Genomic DNA, 21,771 nt, shown 5'->3' with positions numbered 1-21,771 from the left:
TCAGTTAACTCATTAAAATTTATACCCCATGCTCAAACGGAAATTGCGCGGGGCTTCTGCCTGATAGTAGTAATAGCCGCCGTATGGGTAATAAGCTCCCGAATACAGGTAGGCATCGAAGAGATTATTGACATTAAGCGCGATGTTAACACGGCTGTTCTGCCACGAAATAGCACCGTCTGCCCGGAAGGTATTCGGTAAGGTCGGCTCTTTTGACGTGGCATCTGAAAACCAGGCATACCGGTCGAGTTGCCACTGATACCCGAGCGAAACGCCCAGACCCTGCAAATTTCCCTCCCGTACGCGGTAGGCAAGCCAGGCATTGGTTATGTGCTTGCTATAGCCCGGTACCGGCATCCCTACATTCTCCGATCTAGTGTCTTTCGTGATTTTTGAGTCAGTGTACGCGTAGTTGGCGACCAGATTCAGGCCCGGCAATAATTCGCCCCGCAGGTCAAATTCAATACCTTTCGTTTCCGTCTGACCGAGCTGAATGGAGTAGTTGGGATTGGTTGGATCGGTGGTGAGCACGTTATTTTTCGTGATCTGATACAACGACAGGGTCGAATTCCAGCGTCCACCAGCCCAGTCTCTCTTTAGACCAACTTCCATGTTGTTGCCAGTAATTGGCTTGAAGGCATTTCCAGCCCGGTCGACACCCGCCTGGGGAACAAACGCCTGATCGTAAAGCGCATAGAGTGAGGTTTGTTTCGTGAGCGATGCGCTAATACCGACACGGGGCGTGAAGACGGTTTCGTTTGTTCCCGAGCCATATTGGCTATCTTTTGCCGAGGTTACGCGTCCAGCTAGCGTCAGGCGAATGCGGTCCTGCAAAAAGCGTAACTCGTCCTGCAAATAGATACCGCTGTAGGATTGGCTTAGCACATTGGCTCCGGCGCGGTTTCGCAAGCTTTGCGTCCGGTCGAACTTGGGCAGTAGACTAGATGGCAAGTAATAATTAGGTGCATTAACGTTGAAAACGAACTCCTTGCTATAGAGCGGGAAACTCTGGCCCCAGTCGGCCATGTATTTTTTATTACCTAAATCAAGACCGGCCAGAATGCGGTGGGTGATACCGCCTGTTTTTACATCACCATTCACGAAAATCTGGGCAAATTTCCCTTCGTTGGCCGCGTCCCAGATACTGGTATTTCGGTAGACCGTGCCATCCGCTTTAGCGGAGTCGGCCCAGATGGAGCTACCTGCCTGACTCATGTTAAAATAAGCCAGTTGGCCGGTCAGCTTCCAGTTCGGGTTAAGCTGATGCTCCAGAATCAGAAAGGCGCTGTGGTCATGGACGTTCGTTGGGTCGAGGTTCGCTGAGGCCGCGGTTGAGGCACGGGGAAGATTACCCATGCCCGTGGCATTGAAAACATAAGCCGAACCAATGGCGGACATTTGTGAATACTGGTACGTATACTCGGCCGTTATCGACGTTTGCTCGCTCAATTTGTATTTTAGTACAGGTGCCACCGTGTAGCGGTTGTTGTACTCAAAATCGCGGAACGAGCCCCTTGCCTGCCCCATTACGTTCAGCCGATACAATAAGCTACCGTCCTGCTTGAGTTTGCCGTCCAGATCGAGGGTGGCGCGGTAAGTGTCGAAACTTCCCGTTGTCATGTTCACTTCACCTTTCGAGACACCCGTTGGTTTCTTGGTCACTACATTGTAAAAACCACTGGGTTCGCCGTTGGCCATCATGAAACCTGCAGGGCCTTTTACAAATTCAATCCGCTCGACCATCGACATATCTTCCGCCAGCGGCCCCCAGGTCGACTGGACATTCATCCCGTTTCTAAAGGGTGCCACGCGAGAACCGCGCATGTTCAGCCGAGCATAATTGTCCCAGTGTTCCTGTTTGGTCACCCCGCTTACATTACGCGAAACACCTTCCAGCATATCGAAGATCTGCTGATCGGCAATAAGCTGCCGATTGATAACCTGAATGTTCTGGGGCAGTTCAATGAGGGGCGTTTTCACTCGCAAACTGTAAGAAGGAATATCAGCTTTGTAAGAGTTTTTGCCCTCGACCGTCACTTCCTGAAGCGACTCACTGCTTTCCATCAGAGTAATATCAGTCAGGGTTACGGTTTCTCCGGCGCCTACCGTCACCGATTGTCGAATGCGGCTGTACCCCATCCGGCTAATCAACAGTGTGTGCGTACCGGCGGGAACATGATTGAGTGTAAACTCGCCCTGTTCGTTCGTCAACGTCCCTGTACGGCCATTGGTCAGCCGTACGGTTACCTGTGCCATTGGTTGAGCGTCGACGGCAAGAACCCGCCCCGTAATGGTTCCATTGGTTTGCGCCAGGCTCACCAGACTTCCTAAAGTTCCCCACAGCAAACCCAAGGCTGTTATATAGTGTCGATATGTATAGAAAAGTGTTTTCATTCTTATTTAGACTAATTCTAATACAAAAGTAGAAACACGGTGATTACTCGTACATCTTTATCAGAAAGTTTATAGCAATTATTGATATAGGTAAAAAATAAGATAAAAAGCCGTCGAGATAGAACTCTCGACGGCTTCTGCATGCACTCTGCAAATTGCTTGGTTTACGCCCCTGCTTCTTTCTTTTCGGGGATGAGCCAGGAGGCTAAAACACTGATACCCAAAATAGCAATAATGATATACAGGGAATAGACCGGCTTAAACCCTTGCTCGGCCAGCCAGTGCTCGGCCAGCATTTTCGCTCCAATAAAAGTCAGCAATACAGCCAGACCTACTTTCAGGAAACGGAACTGATCCATGATACTGGACAGGAAAAAGAACATCGACCGTAAGCCCATAATGGCAAATACGTTCGAGAAAAAGACAATGTAGGGGTCTTTCGTAATCGAAAAAATAGCCGGAATGGAATCAACGGCGAACACTAAGTCCGTAAAAGCCACTACAATCACAATTAGAAATAGCGGGGTTACGAAAAGCTTTTGATCCGATTTTCGGCGAATAAAAAAATTATCGGTAACATTTCGGTTATACACATTCAGGTATTTGCTGGCAAAACGGACCACCGGGTGATTTGACGGGTCAATTTTCTCATCTTCCTCTTTCTGAAAAAACAACTGAACACCCGTATATACCAGAAAAGCTCCGAACAGGTACATGATCCATTCAAAGCGCTGAATCAAAGCAGACCCCAGGAAAATAAAAACGAAGCGAAGAACAATGGCACCCAGAATACCCCACACCAGAATTTTTTTATAGTACCGTTCACGAACGCCAAACGAGCTGAAAATCAGGATAAATACAAAGATATTATCGGCCGACAGCGAATACTCCACCAGATAACCCGTGATGTACTCCAGCGACATGTTAGCCTGAAAACGTGCTAAACTGGCCGAAAAATTGCCGGGGATTAACTCAACATGCTCAGCGTATTTATTGCGCACTTCCTGAAGCCGCGCCATATCGGTAATACCATGAACCAGATACCCGTAATTTTGCAGGAAAAAATAAAAAGCGATTGATAAGGCAACCCAGATTGCACTCCAGATAGCCGCTTCTTTGAACTGAACAACGTGGCTTTTACGCTTGGAAAAAACGCCCAGATCCAACGCCATTATAATTAGAACAAAGGCAGCAAAGGCAAGGAAAAAAATGGTTTCGCTAGATAACATGATGTAAAAATGAACAGATAATGAAGCCTTTGGCCCAATGGTGCTCCCGGTTAAACAACAAATCTACGGCCATTATGTCATACGAAATGGCTTTAATTGTCAAATTTATTGGCTAGATAACACCCACCGCTTAATTTTGCTCTAATGTTTAACAATAAGAAGGTAATTGTCGTGATGCCCGCCTACCGGGCAGCCTTAACGCTGGAACGTACTTACCGAGAAATTCCGCTCGATTTAGTCGACGATGTCATTTTAGTTGATGATGCCAGCCCAGACAATACCGTTGAGGTAGCTACGCAATTGGGCATCCGGCACATAATCCGGCATGATCGCAACAAGGGGTATGGCGGAAATCAGAAAACCTGCTATGCCAAAGCCCTCGAACTCGGGGCCGACATTGTAGTTATGCTTCACCCTGATTACCAATACACTCCCCTGCTTTTACCGGCTATAATTTCCATTATTGGCAATGAATTATATCCTGTTGTCTTCGCGTCTCGAATCTTAGGAAAAGGGGCCCTGAAAGGGGGCATGCCGATGTATAAATACATCGCTAACCGCTTTCTTACCTTATCACAGAACGTCTTGATGAACCAGAAACTGTCTGAATACCACACGGGGTATCGGGCTTTTTCGGGGGAAGTGCTCCGCAGTCTGGATTTTACCCACAATTCCGACGATTTCATCTTCGACAACGAAATGGTAGCCCAGATTTTCTACAAAGGCTACGAAATCGGCGAAGTGACCTGTCCAACCAAATATTTTAAAGAAGCCTCCTCCATCAACTTCCGGCGTAGTTCCATCTACGGGCTCGGTGTGTTGCGGACTTCTTTCCTTTATTTCCTGACCAAGCTTGGTTTGTTTAACTGGAAAGTACTGAAGTAGGAGTTTTGTGTAGTGCCGACCGTCCCGGTCGGGTGAGTTATCTTTTCACACCCGACCGGGACGGTCGGTACTACATAAAAAACGGCCGCGTTGACATGTCAACGCGGCCGTTTTGTGTTACTAATTGAACAGCTTACTACAGGTGAATGGCTTCGCCGTAAGCCGCTTCGGTCGCATCTTTGATGGCTTCCGACATGGTTGGGTGCGGGTGAACCGCTTTGAGAATTTCCTCCCCCGTTGTTTCCAGTTTACGAGCCGTTACCACTTCGGCAATCATTTCCGTTACGTTCGCTCCAATGAAGTGAGCGCCTAGGAACTCGCCGTACTTGGCATCGAAAATAACTTTCACGAAACCTTCCGGAACACCACCAGCTTTCGCTTTACCCGATGCCGAGAACGGAAACTTACCCACTTTCAGCTCGTAACCCGCTTCACGCGCGGCTTTTTCAGTATAGCCAACCGAAGCAATTTCAGGAGAGCAGTACGTACAGCCTGGAATGTTGTTGTAGTTGAGTGGTTCAACGTGGGGTAAACCGGCAATTTTCTCGATACAGATAATCGCTTCGGCAGAAGCTACGTGCGCCAGGGCCTGGCCTTTCGTTACGTCACCGATGGCGTAGAAACCTTCTACATTCGTGCGATAGTAATCGTCCGTGACAATCTTGCCCCGGTCGACCGAAATACCCAGTTCTTCCAGGCCTATATTCTCTACGTTAGCGACAATACCGGCGGCTGAAAGCACAATATCGACGTCGAAAGTTTTCTCTCCGTCTGGTGTTTTTACGAACACTTTGCAGCCGTTGCCGCTGGTGTCTACTTTGGTTACTTCAGACTTCGTATAAATATCGACCCCGAGCTTCTTGTACTGCTTGGCCAGTTCTTTCGAAATTTCTTCGTCTTCGATAGGCACTATATTGGGCATGAACTCGATAATGGTCACTTTAGTACCCATGCTGGCGTAGACGTAAGCAAACTCAACACCGATAGCGCCGGAACCAATGACCAGCAGACTGTCAGGGCGCTTTTCGAGCGTCATGGCCTTCCGGTACTCAATTACTTTGTTCCCATCAATGGGGACGCTGGGCAATTGACGGGCACGGCTTCCGGTAGCAATGATAATATGTTTAGCATCGTAGGTCGTAACGGTACCATCGGCAGCCGTTACCTCTACTTTTTTACCTGCTTTTACTTTACCAAAGCCGTTGATGACATCAATCTTGTTCTTTTTCATCAAGAACTGAACACCTTTGCTCATGCTGTCGGCAACGCCACGGCTCCGCTTGATGACGGCACCAAAATCAGCTTTCGACTCGCCCGAAATGGTGATCCCATAATCTGCCGAGTGCTTGATATATTCAAAAACCTGCGCCGATTTCAGCAGGGCTTTGGTTGGGATACAGCCCCAGTTCAGACAAATGCCGCCGAGGCTTTCGCGCTCGATGACGGCCGTTTTCAGACCCAACTGCGACGCCCGGATAGCGGCCACATAGCCGCCCGGCCCGCTACCCACAACGATTACATCGTACTGTGAAGCCATTAGTTAATGAATGAATAATGTAGAATGAATAAATAAACTCGTCTTAAAAAGAGAACGCAAAGGTAGGCTGAAAAGTTGATACCCGACGTAAACCCTTACCCCAGCTTGTTTTGTTCTATCTTTGTGGTACGACACAGAGATGCACCAAGGAGCACAGAGACTCACAGAGAAAGATTAGAAAAATACCTTAGTGTCTCTTTGTGCTCCTTGGTGCATCTCTGTGTCAAAATCCAATTTTTCAAACAAGTACGACAAGTTCATGACAACCGACCAGTTGACCGACTTGAGAGCCAGAGTAGAGGCCCTGAGGGGGTATCTTTGACTACGATAATAAGAAAGAACAACTAGCTGAACTCGAACAGCAAACATTTCAACCTGAGTTTTGGACCGATGCGGCCCGTGCCGAAGGCGTCATGAAACAGGTACGCGGCCTGAAAGGCTGGACCACCGGCTACGAGAAATTGAACAGCCAGTTCGGCGACCTCGAAACCTTGTTTGAATTTTACGAAGCGGGCGATGTAACGGAAGAAGAGGTCGACGAAGAGGGCCGCAAGGTGACTACTACCCTCGAAGAACTCGAACTCAAGAAAATGCTCGGTAATGAAGAGGACCAGCTTAGCGCCGTTCTCGAAATAAACGCTGGGGCAGGTGGTACAGAAAGCCAGGACTGGGCCGATATGCTGTACCGGATGTACATGCGCTGGGCCGAAAAACACGGCTACGGACTGAAGCAGGTCGATTATCAGGAAGGCGATACGGCGGGCATTAAATCCGCCACGATTGAAGTCGATGGTCCGCTGGCCTATGGATTTTTGAAATCCGAGAACGGCGTTCACCGGCTGGTGCGTATTTCGCCGTTCGATTCCAACGCCCGTCGGCATACATCATTTGCCTCCGTTTATGCGTATCCATTGATTGACGATACGATCAACATTGAAGTAAATCCGGCGGATATTGACTGGGATACATTCCGGTCGGGGGGTGCGGGTGGCCAGAACGTAAACAAAGTTGAAACGGCCGTTCGTCTCAAACACAAACCATCCGGCCTGATTATCGAATGTCAGCAGGAACGGAGCCAATTGCAGAACAAAGAAGTGGCCATTCGACTGCTCAAGTCCAAGCTATACGAAATTGAGGTTCAGAAACGCAATGCCGCCCGGGCCGAAGTAGAAGCCAGCAAGCAAAAGATTGAGTGGGGTTCGCAAATCCGTTCGTACGTCCTCGATGACCGTCGGGTGAAGGACCACCGTACCGGTTACCAGACGTCGAACACGGAAGCCGTACTCGATGGCGACCTCGACCCGTTTATCAAGGCGTTTCTGCTGGAGCAGGAGTAAGTCCTGGCCGTATGGATTTGCCTGGTAACGGGACATGTCTACTATAGAGTCAATGCGCAGTTAGTGCAGAAAGTCTGCCGCCCATTACCCTCTTTGGTGGTGGGCGGCATTAATTTTTTTCCGAACTTTCACATTTACCTTACCATAGGCAGCAAACCAACAGCGGTCTATACCGGCCCAAACGGAAGGGGTATTGCTCATCAGGTATTTATTATCCCCTCTCCAGTATATACCCTATTTTTTTCATCCGTTTTTACAGCCTATTTGGGATTGGCAGCGATATTTTCACCAATATTCCCCGCCTGATGAAGATTCTGAAAAAAAGTGGTTACCGGGGCTGTATCCCTGTTGAAACCTTGTACGTCAAAAACAAACCGTACGACCCTTACACCCTGGTGCCTGCTCTGTTAAAAGATTTAAAAGTGGCTCAGAATGCAGAATTTAAGTAAAAGATCATTTAAAATGTCTTCATTAACGCTGAGCAACGGGTAAATGACAACGACTAAACTCCTGTTGCTTGCGTTAACTGTATGATATCCCAGCAAAAAATAACGGTCGGTCTGGTGGGGTTCGGTTTATCGGGCCGCTATTTCCACGCGCCCTTCTTATCGACACACCCCGGTTTTGAGTTACGAAAGGTAGTCACCAGCCGCCCGGATGAAGTGGCCACCTTTGACCCCGGATTAAGCACGGTATCTACCGCCGACGAGCTGTTTGCCGACGACTCCATTCAACTGATTTTTATCTGTTCACCCAACGAAACTCATTTCCAGTATGCAAAGGCTGCTCTGGAGCACAATAAGCATGTTGTTGTCGAGAAACCCTTTGCCACGAATGAATCCGAAACCGATCAGTTGCTCGAACTCGCCGAAAAAAGAGGATTGATGGCTACCGCCTACCAGAACCGACGCTGGGATTCTGATTTTCTGACGGTCAAACAATTGATTGACGAAAGTCGATTGGGAGACGTACTTGATTATGAAGCCCGCTATGATCGGCTGATGCCGGTGGACAGTCGCAATCAATCATGGAAAGAGCAGCCGGGCGAAGGACGGGGCAGTCTCTATAACCTCGGGCCTCACCTGATCGATCAGGCACTCCAGTTATTCGGCAAGCCAGAATCCGTTTCGGCAGAGGTCAGGATTGTACGGCCCAACAGCAGGATCGAAGACTTGTTTACCATCCGGCTTGGCTATACGGGTAAACAAGTGACGCTCAAGTCGAGTCTGATGATGCACCAGAATCAACTTCGTTTTAGCGTTCACGGTACGGCGGGTTCATTCGTCAAAGGTGGGCTGGATGTTCAGGAAGAAGAACTACGGAAAAATAGGCTCCCCAACGAGCCATCATTCGGCTACGAACCAACCGATCGTTGGGGTACACTCACCGCCAACGGGCAATCAGAACAGATTGAAAGCCTTGTCGGTACATATGGCGCCTTTTACGAGGGCCTGCATGCTTCCCTTGTCGACGGGGCCGAGCCGATGGTAAAACCCCATGAGATACGACAAATTGCCCGTGTCATTGCCCTCGCCCAACAAAGCAGCCTGGAAGGACGAACACTGCCCTTCTGAAGAGAACCCTACCATTTAACACCACTTTCCCAATGCCTAAATTCCCAACCAGCTACCGATGGCAGATGACCGCTTTGCTTTTTGTAGCTACCACGATTAATTACCTGGATCGGCAGGTTATCAGTCTGCTTAAACCGACATTGGAAAAAGTATTTGTGTGGACTGAAACGGACTACAGCCATATCGTTATGGCGTTTCAGGGTGCCTACGCGCTCAGTTTCATTGGTTTTGGCTGGGCAATTGATCGGATTGGTGCCAGAATCGGATACAGTCTATCCGTCTTTGTCTGGAGTATTGGGGCCATGCTTCATGCTGCGGCCAGCAGTACGTTTGGTTTCGGCGTTTTCAGAGCCCTGCTGGGGTTAGGCGAAGGCGGAAATTTTCCGGCCTCTATTAAAACGGTTACCGAATGGTTTCCGCAGAAGGACCGGGCGTTTGCTACGGGCATTTTTAACTCAGGCACTAACATTGGGGCCGTTGTTGCTCCGCTCATGGTCCCCTGGATTCTGGGGCAGTATGGTTGGCAGGCGGCTTTTCTGGCTACCGGAGCCATCGGCTTTATCTGGCTGATCTTCTGGTGGATGTACTATGAAAAGCCGAGTCTTCACAAAAAAATCTCGCCTGAAGAACGGGACTACGTTAGCGAAGCTATCCCAACGAATACCGTTGAGCCTCCGCTTAAATGGCTCGACCTATTGAACCGTCGGCAGACCTGGGCTTTCATCCTCGGAAAACTTTTAACAGATCCGGTCTGGTGGTTTTTTCTGTTCTGGCTTCCTTCCTTTTTAGCATCTACCTTCCAGATCAATCTAACCAAGCCCAGCTTACCCCTCATTCTGATCTATTCGTCTGCCACTATTGGAAGCGTGGGGGGCGGTTATATCTCCGGTTATTTCTTGGGGAAAGGATGGTCCGTTAACTGGGCACGCAAAGCGTCGATGCTGGTATTTGCCCTTTGTATTGTTCCCATTATGGCCATTCAGTTTGCAACCGATCTCTGGCAGGTGATTGCGTTACTCGGACTGGCCGTTGCAGCGCATCAGGCCTGGAGCGCCAATCTGTTTACACTCGTTTCGGATTTATTCCCTCAAAAAGCCGTGAGTTCGGTTGTGGGAATAGGTGGTATGGCTGGCTCAATTGGGGGTTTACTCTTTCCGCTACTGGTCGGTTCTCTGCTGGATTCCTATAAGGCAATAGGCAGTATCGCAACTGGCTACAACATCCTTTTTGTTGTGTGTGGAAGCGCTTACCTTATCGCTTTACTGAGCATTCATTTACTGGTTCCAGCCATGAAACCCTTTTCAATTAATTTGCGCGATCAAAAAAGCACGTTAAAAGCCTGATGAGCAGCGTTAACCCAACCGCGCCGGAGGCCAAATACACGTTTTTATCCCTCGGCGATTCGTATACTATTGGCGAGAGTGTGTTCGAAGTAGAGCGATGGAGCGTTCAATTGGCCGGGATGCTGCGGGAGGAAGGTCTCGCTATAACCAATCCGGATATTATTGCCAAAACAGGCTGGACCACGGCCGAATTGCAGGAAGCGATCAACATCAACGGAAATCAGAAAACCTACCATCTGGTTTCGCTGCTGATTGGCGTCAATAATCAGTACCGGGAACAGGGCCTGGACCAGTATCGGACAGAATTCCGGGAATTACTGCAAACGGCCACTCAGTTTGCCGGTGGCGAGTCGGCACATGTTTTTGTATTGTCTATTCCAGACTGGGGCGATTCTCCGTTTGCGGCTGATCGGGACAGGACCAAAATTACCCGCGAAATCGACCAGTTCAACACCCTGGTGAAGGAAGAATGTGGGAAGGCCGGTATTGCGTATGTCGACATCACCCCCCTGACCCGCTCCGCCACCGGCGACGAAAGTCAGTTCGCATCGGACGGACTTCATTACTCGGGAAAGCAAATGAAGCAGTGGGCCAAACAGGCATTGCCAGTGGTAAAACAACTGATGAGCCACTGACGCTACGGTCATTCGGTGATAAGCTTACTCGATTGGGCAGGCCTTTCGAGTGCTTTCTGCATGATCAAATCTTTACCGGATGCATATTCGTTCACAACTACGTCGGGCTGAACGCCGTGGCCGTCGTTTAGCAGTCGGGTTGTGTGTATTACCTGAAACATGGGTACTCTGAATTGTAAACCTGAATTGCTCAGCCGAAGGGTAGGCACCTGCATACCAGCACTCACAAACCGGCTTCCTCCGGTCTCTTCGCCAATAAATGTAGCCCGGTTCTGTTCGCGTAGGTAGGCCGCGATTAACGAAGCCGCAGAGGCTGTCCCGCCATTGGTTAAGACCGTTAACTGGCCGGCAAACTGCTGTCGTTTGGGTTGTATCGTGTAGGTGTAGCGTACCCGCTGCTCCGTCCGGCTTACCGGCATTCGTAGGGTTAGTTTGGCGTTATAGACAACTCGTAACAATTGATTGCCCAAGCCAATCGATGCCCGTCCGCTGGCCCTTCGATACCGCTCAAACGCCAGCGTTGTCGGTTGCGGAAGCAGTCGTTTCAGCAAGCTTGTGGCCGTCCAGATCCGCCCACCCGTATTGTTGCGCACATCAAGCACCAACTGTCGAATCGACTGTTTCTGAAGCAACCGGATAGCTCGGTTCAGCTTGAAATGATCCAGCAAACCGCCTACGGAACGCAGTTGCAGTACCGCCACATCGGGCTGGTTATAAAGCGTATAAAGCGCAAAATGGGTACTCCGGTACAAAACCCGATGCGGCTGGTCGGCCAGATACGCCGGTGGTGAATCTGCTTTGGCTTTGCTGGCCATCCGAATATCCCTCACGTCTCCTTTGGTTGAAACAACCGTTAGTTGTACGCTGTCGGCCAGGCCGAAACGGACCGCGTATAGCGATGAGAACTGTCGGTTAACCGCCCAGCGTTTCAGGGATGAATTGGGACCGTCACTACTGAAATAGAGTTGCAGGCTATCAGCAATGACTTTGGCCGAACGTCCGTTGATTTGCCGGATGGTATCGCCCGTGTCGCGATTGACGAGTTGATTGGAAGGGGTCAGGAAAACGTTGATCGGGAAGACGGTTGTGGCGGGCTTTATGGACCGATAGTCACTGGCGGGCAGCGAGATCGTTGTGTGCAGGCATTGTAATTGCGCCGACGCTACCCGGGCAATACGCATAAACTGCCGGGCCGTCATGGGCTGCTCAATCTGACGGCCAATTGTTTCAAACTTTTGATAGAGACTACCCTGCGATTGGTAATTTGCATAGCCGGGATGCCAGGATTCCAGCACAGTACGCATCTGGTTCAGATCGGCCCGAAGCTGTTCCTGCGATAAAACCGGCTGGCTTTTACCTACTTTTAAACAGGTCACTAAACTTAACAGAGTAATAATGAGTCGACGCATGGTTAAGCAACAGCAGGGCGTTTAGAACCACTAAATTTCAGCTTGTAGTATCGAACGGTAAAGCCAATGAGCATCCCACCTACCAGTGACGGCGCGATCCAACTTGCAGTGGCCATCCATTCGGGAGCATTGGCGGGTAACAGCCGAGACACGTTCGTTACCAGGGCAGCCGTAAACGTAGCAATGTAAGAGCCGCCCATGCGGGTGAAATGCTGGAAGAACCAATGCATCTTCTCGGTAGGGCGTGTCATGGACTGAACATCCCGACCGGCAAACGTCATGGTCAACAGGCCAAAGAAGGTAAATAAGATGGGGAAGAAAGACGCTCCGTTCAGTATCAGTAAATAAACCCCAAAGCCGATCATGGCCAGACTGACCAGCAGCGTTACGAACGTAAGCCCTTTATCGCCCGTGGTTGGCCCCGACTTTTTTTGTTTGGTGGCCCGCCAGCCGGTCATGCTCAGGTAGAAGCTAAACACGGCGATGCCCGTCAGAAATAACCGCATCATCTTAAACGGCTGTAGGACACATAGCAACAAGGCTGATACGGCTACCGCAATCATGCAATAGACATAGATGAGTCCGGCGCGGTTATGCAGGCGGCCACCTTTCTGAGCGATCATTGGGATGAGGCCAACCAGCAAGGCCGTGATGCCGGTAGCAATGTGGAGAATAAGTAGAGAGAGAATTACTGTTTTCATGGCCGTTGCCGGGTTTGTTTTTCGTTGAGACAAACGTACGGCGACCTACGGGCACTAGGCAAAAAATAGGGTTCTACGACACAGTTTGGGGCGTTTGACAAAACAAAACGGCCACTGGGACGAATGGTGGGACGTTCTACAAAGCTTTTAGCTCGGCAATAAGGGTCTCGTTGTATTGCCGGGCTACCGGTACCACAAACTGCCCGGCCAATAGATGCAGTTTATAGCCCTGTGCATTCCCCGTTACCCGCTCCACCCGATTGAGGTTAACGATGTACGAACGGTGGCATCTAACAACGTAAGGTTGCGTAATCTGTTTCTCTAACCGGCTAAGACTACTGCGCAGTAACGGTTTGGCTACCTGCTTATCCCTGAGATACGTAACGGTGCAGTAGTTATCACTCGATTCAATGAAGAGGAGATCTTCTGCGTCGACGCTGACGCTATCTTTTTCATTATCTGCCACGAGGGTAACGGTTGCATCGACGGGCTCAGGAGCCGGACTGGCGGGAGCATTTCGGGCGAGTGTCGTTACGTCGTTATGCACATGAATAGGCAGGCTGGCAGCGCCCTGGCTGTATTTTTTGAGCTGGGTAATGTAGCTGACAAATACAAGTCCTGTTACGGGAAATAGCCCGATGAGGAACGTAACCAGAATCATTCCTGACCAGCTCATCCCGCTACTTTCTTCTTCGTTCAGCAGCCAGCCCAGATAGAGCCGGTTCGCCACGGCGATCAATAAAATATTGACCATTAACGCCACAATTTCCCGCCCAACCGTCCATTGTTCTTCTACGTATAGACGCGGAAACAGCCTTCGCAGAATGATAAAATTAAAGGCGGTAACCGCAAACGTCACCGCACCAAAACCCAGAATCTTGAGCGCCTTATTGGGCGTTTCCCACAAGTTCATCCCGAATGGCTGGAATATGAGCAAGAACAGCCCCACAAATAAGCCAATTAAGGTAGCCTTGCGGAATTGCGACCGGGCCGAGTAATCGATTGGATAGGGTTGACTAAGAAATCGAACCATGCGTTAAATACAACGAATAAGTTGGCCAATGCGTTACGACTGCGCGGTATATAAACCGAGCTAGAATAGTCGCCAGCCTGCAATCTGCTCAAAAAAACTGGGAAGCACTGCAGGGTATACAATGATCATAAACACAACCCCAAACAAGGCACCGTAAAAGTGCGCGTCGTGGTTAACATTGCCCGCTCCACGTCGGGATTCGTAGTACGAATAAGCCAGATACAGCGCACCAAAAATGAATCCGGGGATTCCGATGGGAATAAAATACAGGTAGATCGGTGTTAGCGGCCGGAATAAAATGGCCGCAAAAATCACCGCCGATACACCCCCCGATGCTCCCAGCGAGTTGTAACCGGGGTCGTTCCGGTGTTTCAGAAAACTGGGAATATCCGATACCAGAATAGCAACCAGATAGAATCCAATCAGATAAGGGGCCCCATTTCCCTCAAACAACATGGTAAATACCTGCTCGATAAAACCGCCGAAGAAATACAGGCTGAGCATATTGAAGAACAGATGACCCCAATCGGCATGGAGGAATCCGGAGGTGATCAGCCGGTAATACTGCCCCCGGCTGGCTACCTGATAGGGATTCATAATCCACTGATTCATCAGGTTATAGTTGTTCCAGGCGGCTACACTAATGATAACCGTGACAACAATGATAATTAGGGTAATACTCATAGTTGGATGTGTGACTTTGGATGGATGAGGTTTGACATAGGAGGGATGACTCTGGATGATTATACATCCTATATCATACCTCATCCATCCCTCTATCTAGCTTTCCCGTTCGACTAGTTGGCGGGCAAATTGAATTAATAATGCTTTTCGCTCGGGTCGGGCATTAATCTGGTCGAAGTTAGTAAATCCACGGGCGAAGTAGTCATTGATGCGCGATTCTGTTAGCTCCCGGATACCCAATTGGTCATAAATGGCCGTGACCGCCTTCACTTTTTCGGCTTTATCAAATTTAGTACGGGTGAGCCAGTCGATTAATTCATCCCGAAGAGCACCTTTGGCCTGCGCCAGAGCCTCGATGAGCAGAAACGTTTTTTTGTTGGCAATAATGTCTCCGCCTACCTGTTTGCCAAACTTGACCGGGTCGCCATATACATCCAGTAAGTCATCTTTTAATTGAAAGCCAACGCCAATGTTCATTCCGCCTTCGTAGAGGTGTAAGGTAGTCTCTTCGTCTGCGCCACCAATCAAGCCGCCCAATTCCAGCGCATAACCAAGCAGAACGGACGTTTTAAGGCGAATCATGTCAATGTATTCGGCTTCGGAAACGTCCCAGCGGGTTTCAAAATTCATGTCCATCTGCTGCCCTTCGCAGACTTCAGCGGCTGTACGGCTAAACCGGGCCAGCGCAACGGCCAGCTTATCGGCTTCGACGTTCAGCAAAAGCTGGTAGGCATTGACGAGCATAACATCGCCCGATAGAATTGCAATGTTGCCGTTCCATTTTTCATGCACGGTTGGTTGCCCCCGGCGCAGGGGAGCCTGATCCATGATATCGTCGTGCATGAGCGTGAAATTGTGAAAAACCTCGACGCCCAGGGCGGGGCGAACGGCCTTTCTCCAGTCATCCGTAAAAAGGTAAGCGCCCATCAGCGTCAGTAACGGACGCATTCGCTTACCTCCCAAACTCATTATGTAGCGAATTGGATTGTAGAGTTCGGGCGGATTTTGCCCGTATTGTATAGACTGAAGTTCTTGTTGAAGTGCATCAATAAAAATAGCAGGACTCATTCGGCAGGGTTACGTTTCGGCCAAAATTACAGCAAAAGACCTCAAAACCCTAACGGGGAAATATCCGTCGATAATTTCGGTAAGAAGGTGTATTGATTACAAAAATAAGTCTACCCGACAGGATAAAATAGCCATCACGACACTGACTGTTACCGCGTTGGGCGCCCGGCGCATTGGGCCTCAGGCCCAGCTCAAGTCGCCTGTCCGACAAGGCTGCGGCAAACGGATCCATCTTGATCAGGTCGGGATATACCGTGCTCACATCGTCCAGGTAATCGCTGAAAACGTGGGTATAGGTAGCCTCTACATTCAACCGAAACCGCTCTGTTGTATGAATGGGAACACCCAGGCCGTAACGCGCAATAAAAGGTAGCCGGTTGTACTTTACCTCTTCGGTTTGCAAAGGGGCCAAGCTAACGAGCTGTCCGCTAAATACTGCCCTTGGTGTCATATACGTAAGCCCCACACCAGCCAGCGCATAGGGAATAATGACATGATTGGGGTCACTGGCGGGCCAGAAATCCCACTGTGCACCCACCCATAGGTCTGGGTTTATGCTGAGAAACGAGAGGTTGTTGTATTCCAGATGGGTATTTTGGTGCGTACCCCGGATGTAATAAATCTGTCCCTCCGCCCGGAGTGTTAGCTGGGGGGAATACCGATAGGCAGCAGCCCCATTTATGGCTACCCCTAAACGAAGATACCCCAGATTACCCGCTTCGGTCAAATCGCCCAGATAATGCGTAACCCCCAGACCGCCGTTCAGGAGCCAGGTGCCGGGGCGCTCCCGCCATATTTCAGAACGTTGCGCCAGCGATCCTGACGGGTAGCCGATACAGCTAAGTAAACTAAACCAATACCACAAATAGCGCACAGGGGTAAATCATTACGATAGACCCCTGTGACGGACGACGAAAGGGAAGGTAACCAGGCGTTACTCACAGTTCGCCAATATCTTCATTCCAGAGTGTTGGTTTTTCGGCAATAAACTGGTTCATCATGTCTACACACTCGGGCAGGTCGAGATCAATCACTTCAACGCCATGCTCCTCCATAAAAGCCCGCGCACCCGGAAATGTGCGGGACTCACCAACGATAACTTTAGGTATTTTGAACTGCACAATGGTTCCAGCGCACATATAGCAGGGCATCAGTGTCGAGTAAATAACCGTGTCCCGAAACGATCCCACCCGACCGGCATTGTTCAGACAATCCATCTCGCCATGCAGAATGGGGTTATTTTCCTGCACCCGCTTGTTATGACCCGACGCCACCAGTTCACCATTTTTAATCAGAGCTGAGCCAATGGGAATGCCCCCTTCGCTCAAACTCTTTCGGGCCTGGTTGATGGCCTCCTGCATAAATTCATCCATATTATTTCGGTTTATCCTACACTATAACAGCTTCATTGTCTCATAATCCCCGATGTGTTGCAGATACAGGAAATGCAGCAGCAGGCCATTCACATTGGTAATCAATTTATGCGCTTCGGGCAGCGTAGCCACTACACTCGTGATCCGCTCAAACTCCGACTGATTGCCCATGTTCTGCAAGTGGAACGCCATAATCTCTTCGCGAGCCATTTCTTTCTCCAGACAGAAGAAGTGCATGCCCTCGTCGCTGGTGCCGGTGCTGGGGTGCCACACTCTCGGGTTCAGCTTCGTCAACTCACTGGCTGAAACGGTTAGCCCAATTTCTTCGCCGAGTTCACGGGCAGCTACTTCGTCGGGGGCGTCGCTGGCATCGACCATCCCCGCCGGGTGTTCGTACGTTTGCGAGCCGTCGGCAATACGTCGCTGCTTGACCAGTACCACGAATTTCTGACGGGTTTCTTTGTCGATTAAACATACCAATACCGAAACGGCGTGGCCTTTCAGGAAGAGTGCGGGTGGAATTTTGTCGCCTTCGGGTGTGTCGGCGTCCACTTCGAGCATGGCAAACAACACTTCGCCGTTATGTCGGTAACGGATATAAAAGTCCTTTACACCGTTAATCTTTAAGCCATTGGCTTCGGCCTGGCTTTTCCAGTAGCGAAACTTGGGCGCATTCTCAAGCGATTCTTTGTGGTTTTTCATACCGCTAGTTACGTGTAAAACGGCTTCCACGTTTTAACTTTTTCAATAAAGTGTGTAGTGCCGACCGGGACGGTTCGACGCATCGACGGTCGTCACTACATAAAAAACGTCTTTAACCTGATGTTTGTCAGATTAAAGACGTAACGATGTATCGGGTATGTTGGTTGCGAGGTTCGGCTACTTCATTTTTAACTTAACCATCCCGTCTTTTATAACGATCTGGTCCTGTTTGTCCTGTTTTTTATAGCCGTTGCCTTCCGGGTCGATGTCCGAATCGTAGCCGGATGCTTTGGTAATGGCTTTGTCTTCCATTTTGTTGATCAGCCGTCCCATACCGCCAAATACCGTCGCCGTACCTTTTTCTTTCCAGTAGCTTCCAACGAGGTTGGTCGAGAATTTTGCTTCCAGAAACCCATCTGCACCCATTTTGACCTCTATTGTTTCGTCGCCGTTCTGCGATTTGCCAACGTGGTACTCCATGCGGGGTTCGCGGGTTTCCTCCACGTACTTGATGGCCGCAATACCCTTGTACTTGCCTAAATCCTCTACCTTTTTCTTATTCTCTTTGGTATCGGGTTTATCGGCATCGACAACGAGGTAAGTACCGGTTTCAATGATTTCACGCTTGTCGTAACTACCGAGCCAGATCCGTAGCGATTTATCGGGTTTAACCGTATTAGCGGTTATCCACCAGAAATTACCGATCCTGACCCGGCGGGGTTGAGTAGCAAATTCCTTTCCGTCGATCTGGGCTTTGAGCGTGTTATCGTTGGCAATTTGCCCGAATGAAACCGTTGTGACAAGAAGTAAAGCAAGTATAAGAAGCTGTCTGTTCATCGGATTAAGTTGAGTTGTTAATTGGTTATGAACAAATTAACTTAATCCGACGACCGACAAATCGTTTCTTTGAGTAATCGGCTTTTTTTTGAATTTATCGGTCAGAGTCGGTTATTTCTGTGTAATCGCCTGGGCATCGGCTCCTACATACCGCTCAAAAAACTCGTAAATCCGCAGCAGACGGTCAATCCGCTGCCGAACGTTACCCGTGCGGCTCAGTTCATGCGTAGCGCCCGGCATGCGGACGTACTCAACCGGGCGACCCAGTATTTTCAGACTTTTATACATCATCTCGCTCTGGATTGGCCCGGTGCGAAGGTCATTTTCACCATGTTTGATCAACAGGGGCGTTTTGATGTTCTGCACGAAGGTATAAGGCGAGTTAGCATCCAGCACTTTAGCCTCCGCCGACCACGGATAGGCAAAATAGCTGGGAATTAACCGCCAAGCATTGCCTTCACCCAAAAAAGTCGTGAGGTCATACACGCCCCGCTGGGCAAAAGCGGCCTTAAACCGGTTGTCGTGGCCCACGATCCAGGCCGTGAGGTAACCGGCATACGAACCACCCGTTATCACCTGCCGACTGGTATCGACCCAGGTTTCTTTGGCGGCATCGGTAACCGCGGCCAGCACATCTTCGGCCGGGCCGGTGCCCCAATCTTTAATGTTGGCACGCTGGAAATTGATGCCGTACCCTCCCGATCCGCGCGGATTGGCATACACTACGCCGTACCCCTGCGAACACATGTACTGAAACTCATGCCACATGGATGGCTCACCCGGCCCCCACATGGCCGTTGGGCCACCGTGCATGTTTAACAACAGCGGGTATTTTTTGTTGCCCTCGAAAAACGATGGCTTCATGATCCAGTAATCGACCGTTTGCCCAAGTGAATTTTTGTACGTGCGTTTCTCCGGCGTACTCAACTGCCGCTGCGCTACCCAATCGTTATGACTGCTGAGTTTTGTCTGTGTTTTGGCCGTTGCATCGGTCAGGTATAGTTCCGACGGGTTTGCTACTTCGGTCTTTGCCAGCACTAAGCGGTTGCCGCTTACGTCGAAGCTGGTGACGCCCGCCGTAAAATCGGTTAGCTGCGTAACTTGCTTTGTAGCGGGGTCGAGCCGGTACAGGGGCGAACCACCGTTTGCCGACGCATTAAAGTAAAGAACATAACCAGTGGTTCCTTTTTTGCCTTTTGCCGGGGCTGGCGTCGTTGTCCAGGCCATGCTGCTGGGTGCCCGGTCGAAGGTGACGAGTTCGATGCCCGACACAGCGGTACCGTTTAACGTTGCCAACCCAAGCTGAGCAAAATTGACACCTTCCGAAGGCGTTACCATGAACACCAGTTGCTTCCCATCAGGCGATATACTGGGGGAGCGATAGCTTTTACCGGCTTCCGACAGAAGTGTTTTTCGGGTAGCCGATCCGTCGGCCGGAATATAGACGATCATGTTATCCTGCTCCCGGTCGGGGTGTTTGAGCGAATCGCGGTCGGTAACCACCAGAAGCCCCTGCCCGTTTGGCAGCCAGTTGCCGCCCTGGTAGGAATAAAACCCGCGCGTCAGAGCTTTGGGCGTAGCGCCCTCCTTTACGTCTACGACATACATGTGTGTAAACGACATGTCGGGTTCCGTCGTCGCTTCACCCTGGAAATTGAGCCGGTTGAATACTTTCGCTTTTTTATCCTCAACGTCTTTTTCCAGATACGCCCGCACCTCGGCCAGCGACCCATCCGGATTAGGCTTTATTTTCTTATCACTCTTGATAAAGTTGTTGTTCACAAAGCCCGGTTTCTCAAGCGACCAGAGGGGCGTGTTTTTGCCGGGATTCACCAGCGAATCGGTCAGCATCTGCGCCATTGTAATGCCCGATGTAAACGAAATGCGAGTTCCATCCGGCGACCAGAGGGGCGTCGATGCGCCGTAAGTCGTGTTCGTTAGCTGCCAGGCTTCTCCCCCATCCAGCGGCATAATAAAAATCTGGCCTTTCCCTTTCACGGTCCGCACAAAAGCGATCCGCTGTCCATCGGGCGACCAGACGGCCTGCCGGGCCGACTCCGGGCCGCGTGTCAGGGCTTTGCTATCGCCAGGTTTCAGACCGGTTAAATAGACATGGGTTTTGTACTCATATTCTTCTTTATTGTCCGGGTTCGGTTCAATAGTAGCAAGGGCGTAAACGGCCCGCTGCCCATCGGGCGACAACGAGATTCCGCCAACCTGTTTAATGCGGGTCAGGTCGGTAACCGTAACTTTCGACTTTTGCTGGGCACAGACCGTCTGCGCCACTAGAGTAATAAGCAGTAAAAACGTTGCTCTCATGAAGTGCTGGTTGTATTTGGTTGTTGGTGAAAAAGTTACGTACCTACGGACTTTAGTCCGTAAATGGCAGTAGCACGAAACACGGACTAAAGTCCGTAGGTACGATTAAGCCAGAAGCGGTAGATACCGCTCGTTGATGACATTGACGTGATGCGTGGCGTGGCCTACCAGCACGAAACCCAACGCGATGACGGAAATAGGCTGATCGGAACAGGTTCCCGAACGTACCAGCATTTCGTGGTCGAAGCTCTTGAACATAGCGATGTTGGCTTGTCTCAGCAGACCATATTCTTCGTACAAGTCCGGGATGGTCCGGTTGATACCATTGGCAAACTCACCGAACATCACCTCATCGAAGCCGGGTAAGGGCGTTTTGTCATTGCGGGCAATGCGCATGGCCCGGTAGCTCATGATGCGTTCGGTATCAATGATGTGTTGTAGAATATCTTTCACCGTCCACTTTTCGGGGGCGTAGCGGAGATCACCCAGCTTTTCGAGCGTTTCGGCAGGGATCAGGGTTTCAAACGATGCGCCCTGGGTGAGGGCATCAAGAAGGAGCCAGTCATTGTCGGCCAGATTGATATACCGGTCGAAGAATTCTGGCATCACCGGAATGTCGGACTTAGTCATTACTATCGTATAAAGGCAAAACACAAACTCCCCGAAAGTACTGAACTTTCGGGGAGTTTGTGCGGCCTAAAATGTCAATAG

General features: G+C 50.1%; 20 protein-coding genes. 6 read left to right on the top strand and 14 right to left on the bottom strand.

The genetic code is table 11. The features are described 5' to 3' along the window. Positions 1–12: 12 nt before the first annotated feature. Together CRO74_RS24210 and CRO74_RS24205 are read right to left on the bottom strand one after the other, a co-directional pair. On the bottom strand, positions 13–2,394 hold the full coding sequence (locus CRO74_RS24210; protein ID WP_097129725.1) for a TonB-dependent receptor: 2,382 nt from the start codon (positions 2,392–2,394) through the stop codon (positions 13–15). Positions 2,395–2,558: 164 nt separating this feature from the next. Then, positions 2,559–3,623, bottom strand: a complete 1,065-nt coding sequence (locus CRO74_RS24205) for a TerC/Alx family metal homeostasis membrane protein (protein WP_097129723.1) — start codon at positions 3,621–3,623, stop codon at positions 2,559–2,561. 144 nt (positions 3,624–3,767) lie between these two features. Between CRO74_RS24205 and CRO74_RS24200 the strand changes: the two genes are divergently transcribed. Further along, positions 3,768–4,508 carry a glycosyltransferase family 2 protein gene (locus CRO74_RS24200; RefSeq protein ID WP_097129722.1) on the top strand — a complete coding sequence of 247 codons (741 nt, stop codon included), beginning with the start codon at positions 3,768–3,770 and terminating at the stop codon, positions 4,506–4,508. A gap of 136 nt (positions 4,509–4,644) precedes the next feature. Here the strand turns inward: CRO74_RS24200 and lpdA are convergent, their stop codons facing one another. After that, positions 4,645–6,045 carry a dihydrolipoyl dehydrogenase gene (gene lpdA, locus CRO74_RS24195; protein ID WP_097129720.1) on the bottom strand — a complete coding sequence of 467 codons (1,401 nt, stop codon included), beginning with the start codon at positions 6,043–6,045 and terminating at the stop codon, positions 4,645–4,647. A gap of 259 nt (positions 6,046–6,304) precedes the next feature. Between lpdA and prfB the strand changes: the two genes are divergently transcribed. The 5 genes from prfB to CRO74_RS24165 all read left to right on the top strand — a co-directional run bounded on the left by prfB (position 6,305) and on the right by CRO74_RS24165 (position 10,934). Then, positions 6,305–7,382, top strand: a protein-coding gene (gene prfB, locus CRO74_RS24185; protein WP_144035973.1) for a peptide chain release factor 2 whose coding sequence is annotated in 2 segments (ribosomal slippage) — positions 6,305–6,364 and positions 6,366–7,382 — 1,077 coding nt in all. Because the reading frame shifts where the segments join, the coding sequence is not laid out codon by codon here. Between the two features lie 305 nt (positions 7,383–7,687). Beyond that, positions 7,688–7,831: a hypothetical protein gene (locus CRO74_RS24180; protein ID WP_179830290.1), complete on the top strand. Its 144-nt coding sequence runs from the start codon at positions 7,688–7,690 to the stop codon at positions 7,829–7,831. A gap of 81 nt (positions 7,832–7,912) precedes the next feature. After that, positions 7,913–8,956, top strand: a complete 1,044-nt coding sequence (locus CRO74_RS24175) for a Gfo/Idh/MocA family oxidoreductase (protein ID WP_097129714.1) — start codon at positions 7,913–7,915, stop codon at positions 8,954–8,956. Between the two features lie 32 nt (positions 8,957–8,988). Further along, positions 8,989–10,299 (top strand): MFS transporter, encoded by a 1,311-nt coding sequence (locus CRO74_RS24170; protein WP_097129713.1) that lies wholly within the window; start codon positions 8,989–8,991, stop codon positions 10,297–10,299. Next, a complete protein-coding gene (locus CRO74_RS24165; protein ID WP_097129711.1) occupies positions 10,299–10,934 on the top strand; it encodes an SGNH/GDSL hydrolase family protein in 636 nt (211 codons plus the stop codon). The genes CRO74_RS24170 and CRO74_RS24165 overlap by 1 nt, the downstream gene beginning before the upstream one ends. An 8-nt stretch (positions 10,935–10,942) precedes the next feature. Here CRO74_RS24165 and CRO74_RS24160 read toward each other — a convergent pair whose 3' ends face one another. The 11 genes from CRO74_RS24160 to CRO74_RS24110 form a co-directional block, all read right to left on the bottom strand. Beyond that, the gene (locus tag CRO74_RS24160) at positions 10,943–12,343 is read right to left on the bottom strand and encodes a S41 family peptidase (protein ID WP_097129710.1); all 1,401 of its coding nucleotides are present in this window, start codon (positions 12,341–12,343) and stop codon (positions 10,943–10,945) included. Positions 12,344–12,345: 2 nt separating this feature from the next. Further along, positions 12,346–13,044: a DUF2306 domain-containing protein gene (locus CRO74_RS24155; RefSeq protein ID WP_097129708.1), complete on the bottom strand. Its 699-nt coding sequence runs from the start codon at positions 13,042–13,044 to the stop codon at positions 12,346–12,348. 136 nt (positions 13,045–13,180) lie between these two features. Then, entirely contained in the window at positions 13,181–14,077 is an 897-nt protein-coding gene (locus CRO74_RS24150) for a LytR/AlgR family response regulator transcription factor (protein ID WP_097129707.1), read from the bottom strand. 60 nt (positions 14,078–14,137) lie between these two features. Continuing rightward, complete coding sequence (locus tag CRO74_RS24145) at positions 14,138–14,761, bottom strand: rhomboid family intramembrane serine protease (protein WP_097129705.1); 624 nt, start codon at positions 14,759–14,761, stop codon at positions 14,138–14,140. Positions 14,762–14,857: 96 nt separating this feature from the next. Continuing rightward, positions 14,858–15,829 carry a polyprenyl synthetase family protein gene (locus CRO74_RS24140; RefSeq protein WP_097129704.1) on the bottom strand — a complete coding sequence of 324 codons (972 nt, stop codon included), beginning with the start codon at positions 15,827–15,829 and terminating at the stop codon, positions 14,858–14,860. A gap of 49 nt (positions 15,830–15,878) precedes the next feature. After that, positions 15,879–16,703 carry an outer membrane beta-barrel protein gene (locus CRO74_RS24135; protein WP_245877972.1) on the bottom strand — a complete coding sequence of 275 codons (825 nt, stop codon included), beginning with the start codon at positions 16,701–16,703 and terminating at the stop codon, positions 15,879–15,881. Between the two features lie 64 nt (positions 16,704–16,767). Continuing rightward, positions 16,768–17,202: a nucleoside deaminase gene (locus CRO74_RS24130; protein WP_097129702.1), complete on the bottom strand. Its 435-nt coding sequence runs from the start codon at positions 17,200–17,202 to the stop codon at positions 16,768–16,770. Positions 17,203–17,223: 21 nt separating this feature from the next. Next, entirely contained in the window at positions 17,224–17,904 is a 681-nt protein-coding gene (locus CRO74_RS24125) for an NUDIX hydrolase (protein ID WP_097129700.1), read from the bottom strand. A 177-nt stretch (positions 17,905–18,081) separates the two neighbouring features. Continuing rightward, on the bottom strand, positions 18,082–18,741 hold the full coding sequence (locus CRO74_RS24120) for a hypothetical protein (RefSeq protein ID WP_097129698.1): 660 nt from the start codon (positions 18,739–18,741) through the stop codon (positions 18,082–18,084). Positions 18,742–18,852: 111 nt separating this feature from the next. After that, positions 18,853–21,060, bottom strand: a complete 2,208-nt coding sequence (locus CRO74_RS24115; RefSeq protein ID WP_097129696.1) for a S9 family peptidase — start codon at positions 21,058–21,060, stop codon at positions 18,853–18,855. A 105-nt stretch (positions 21,061–21,165) separates the two neighbouring features. Further along, on the bottom strand, positions 21,166–21,690 hold the full coding sequence (locus CRO74_RS24110) for a DinB family protein (protein WP_097129695.1): 525 nt from the start codon (positions 21,688–21,690) through the stop codon (positions 21,166–21,168). Positions 21,691–21,771 lie beyond the last annotated feature (81 nt).

The organism is Spirosoma fluviale (assembly GCF_900230225.1).
Taxonomy (GTDB): domain Bacteria; phylum Bacteroidota; class Bacteroidia; order Cytophagales; family Spirosomataceae; genus Spirosoma; species Spirosoma fluviale.
This window is presented reverse-complemented; position numbering and strand designations above follow the sequence as displayed.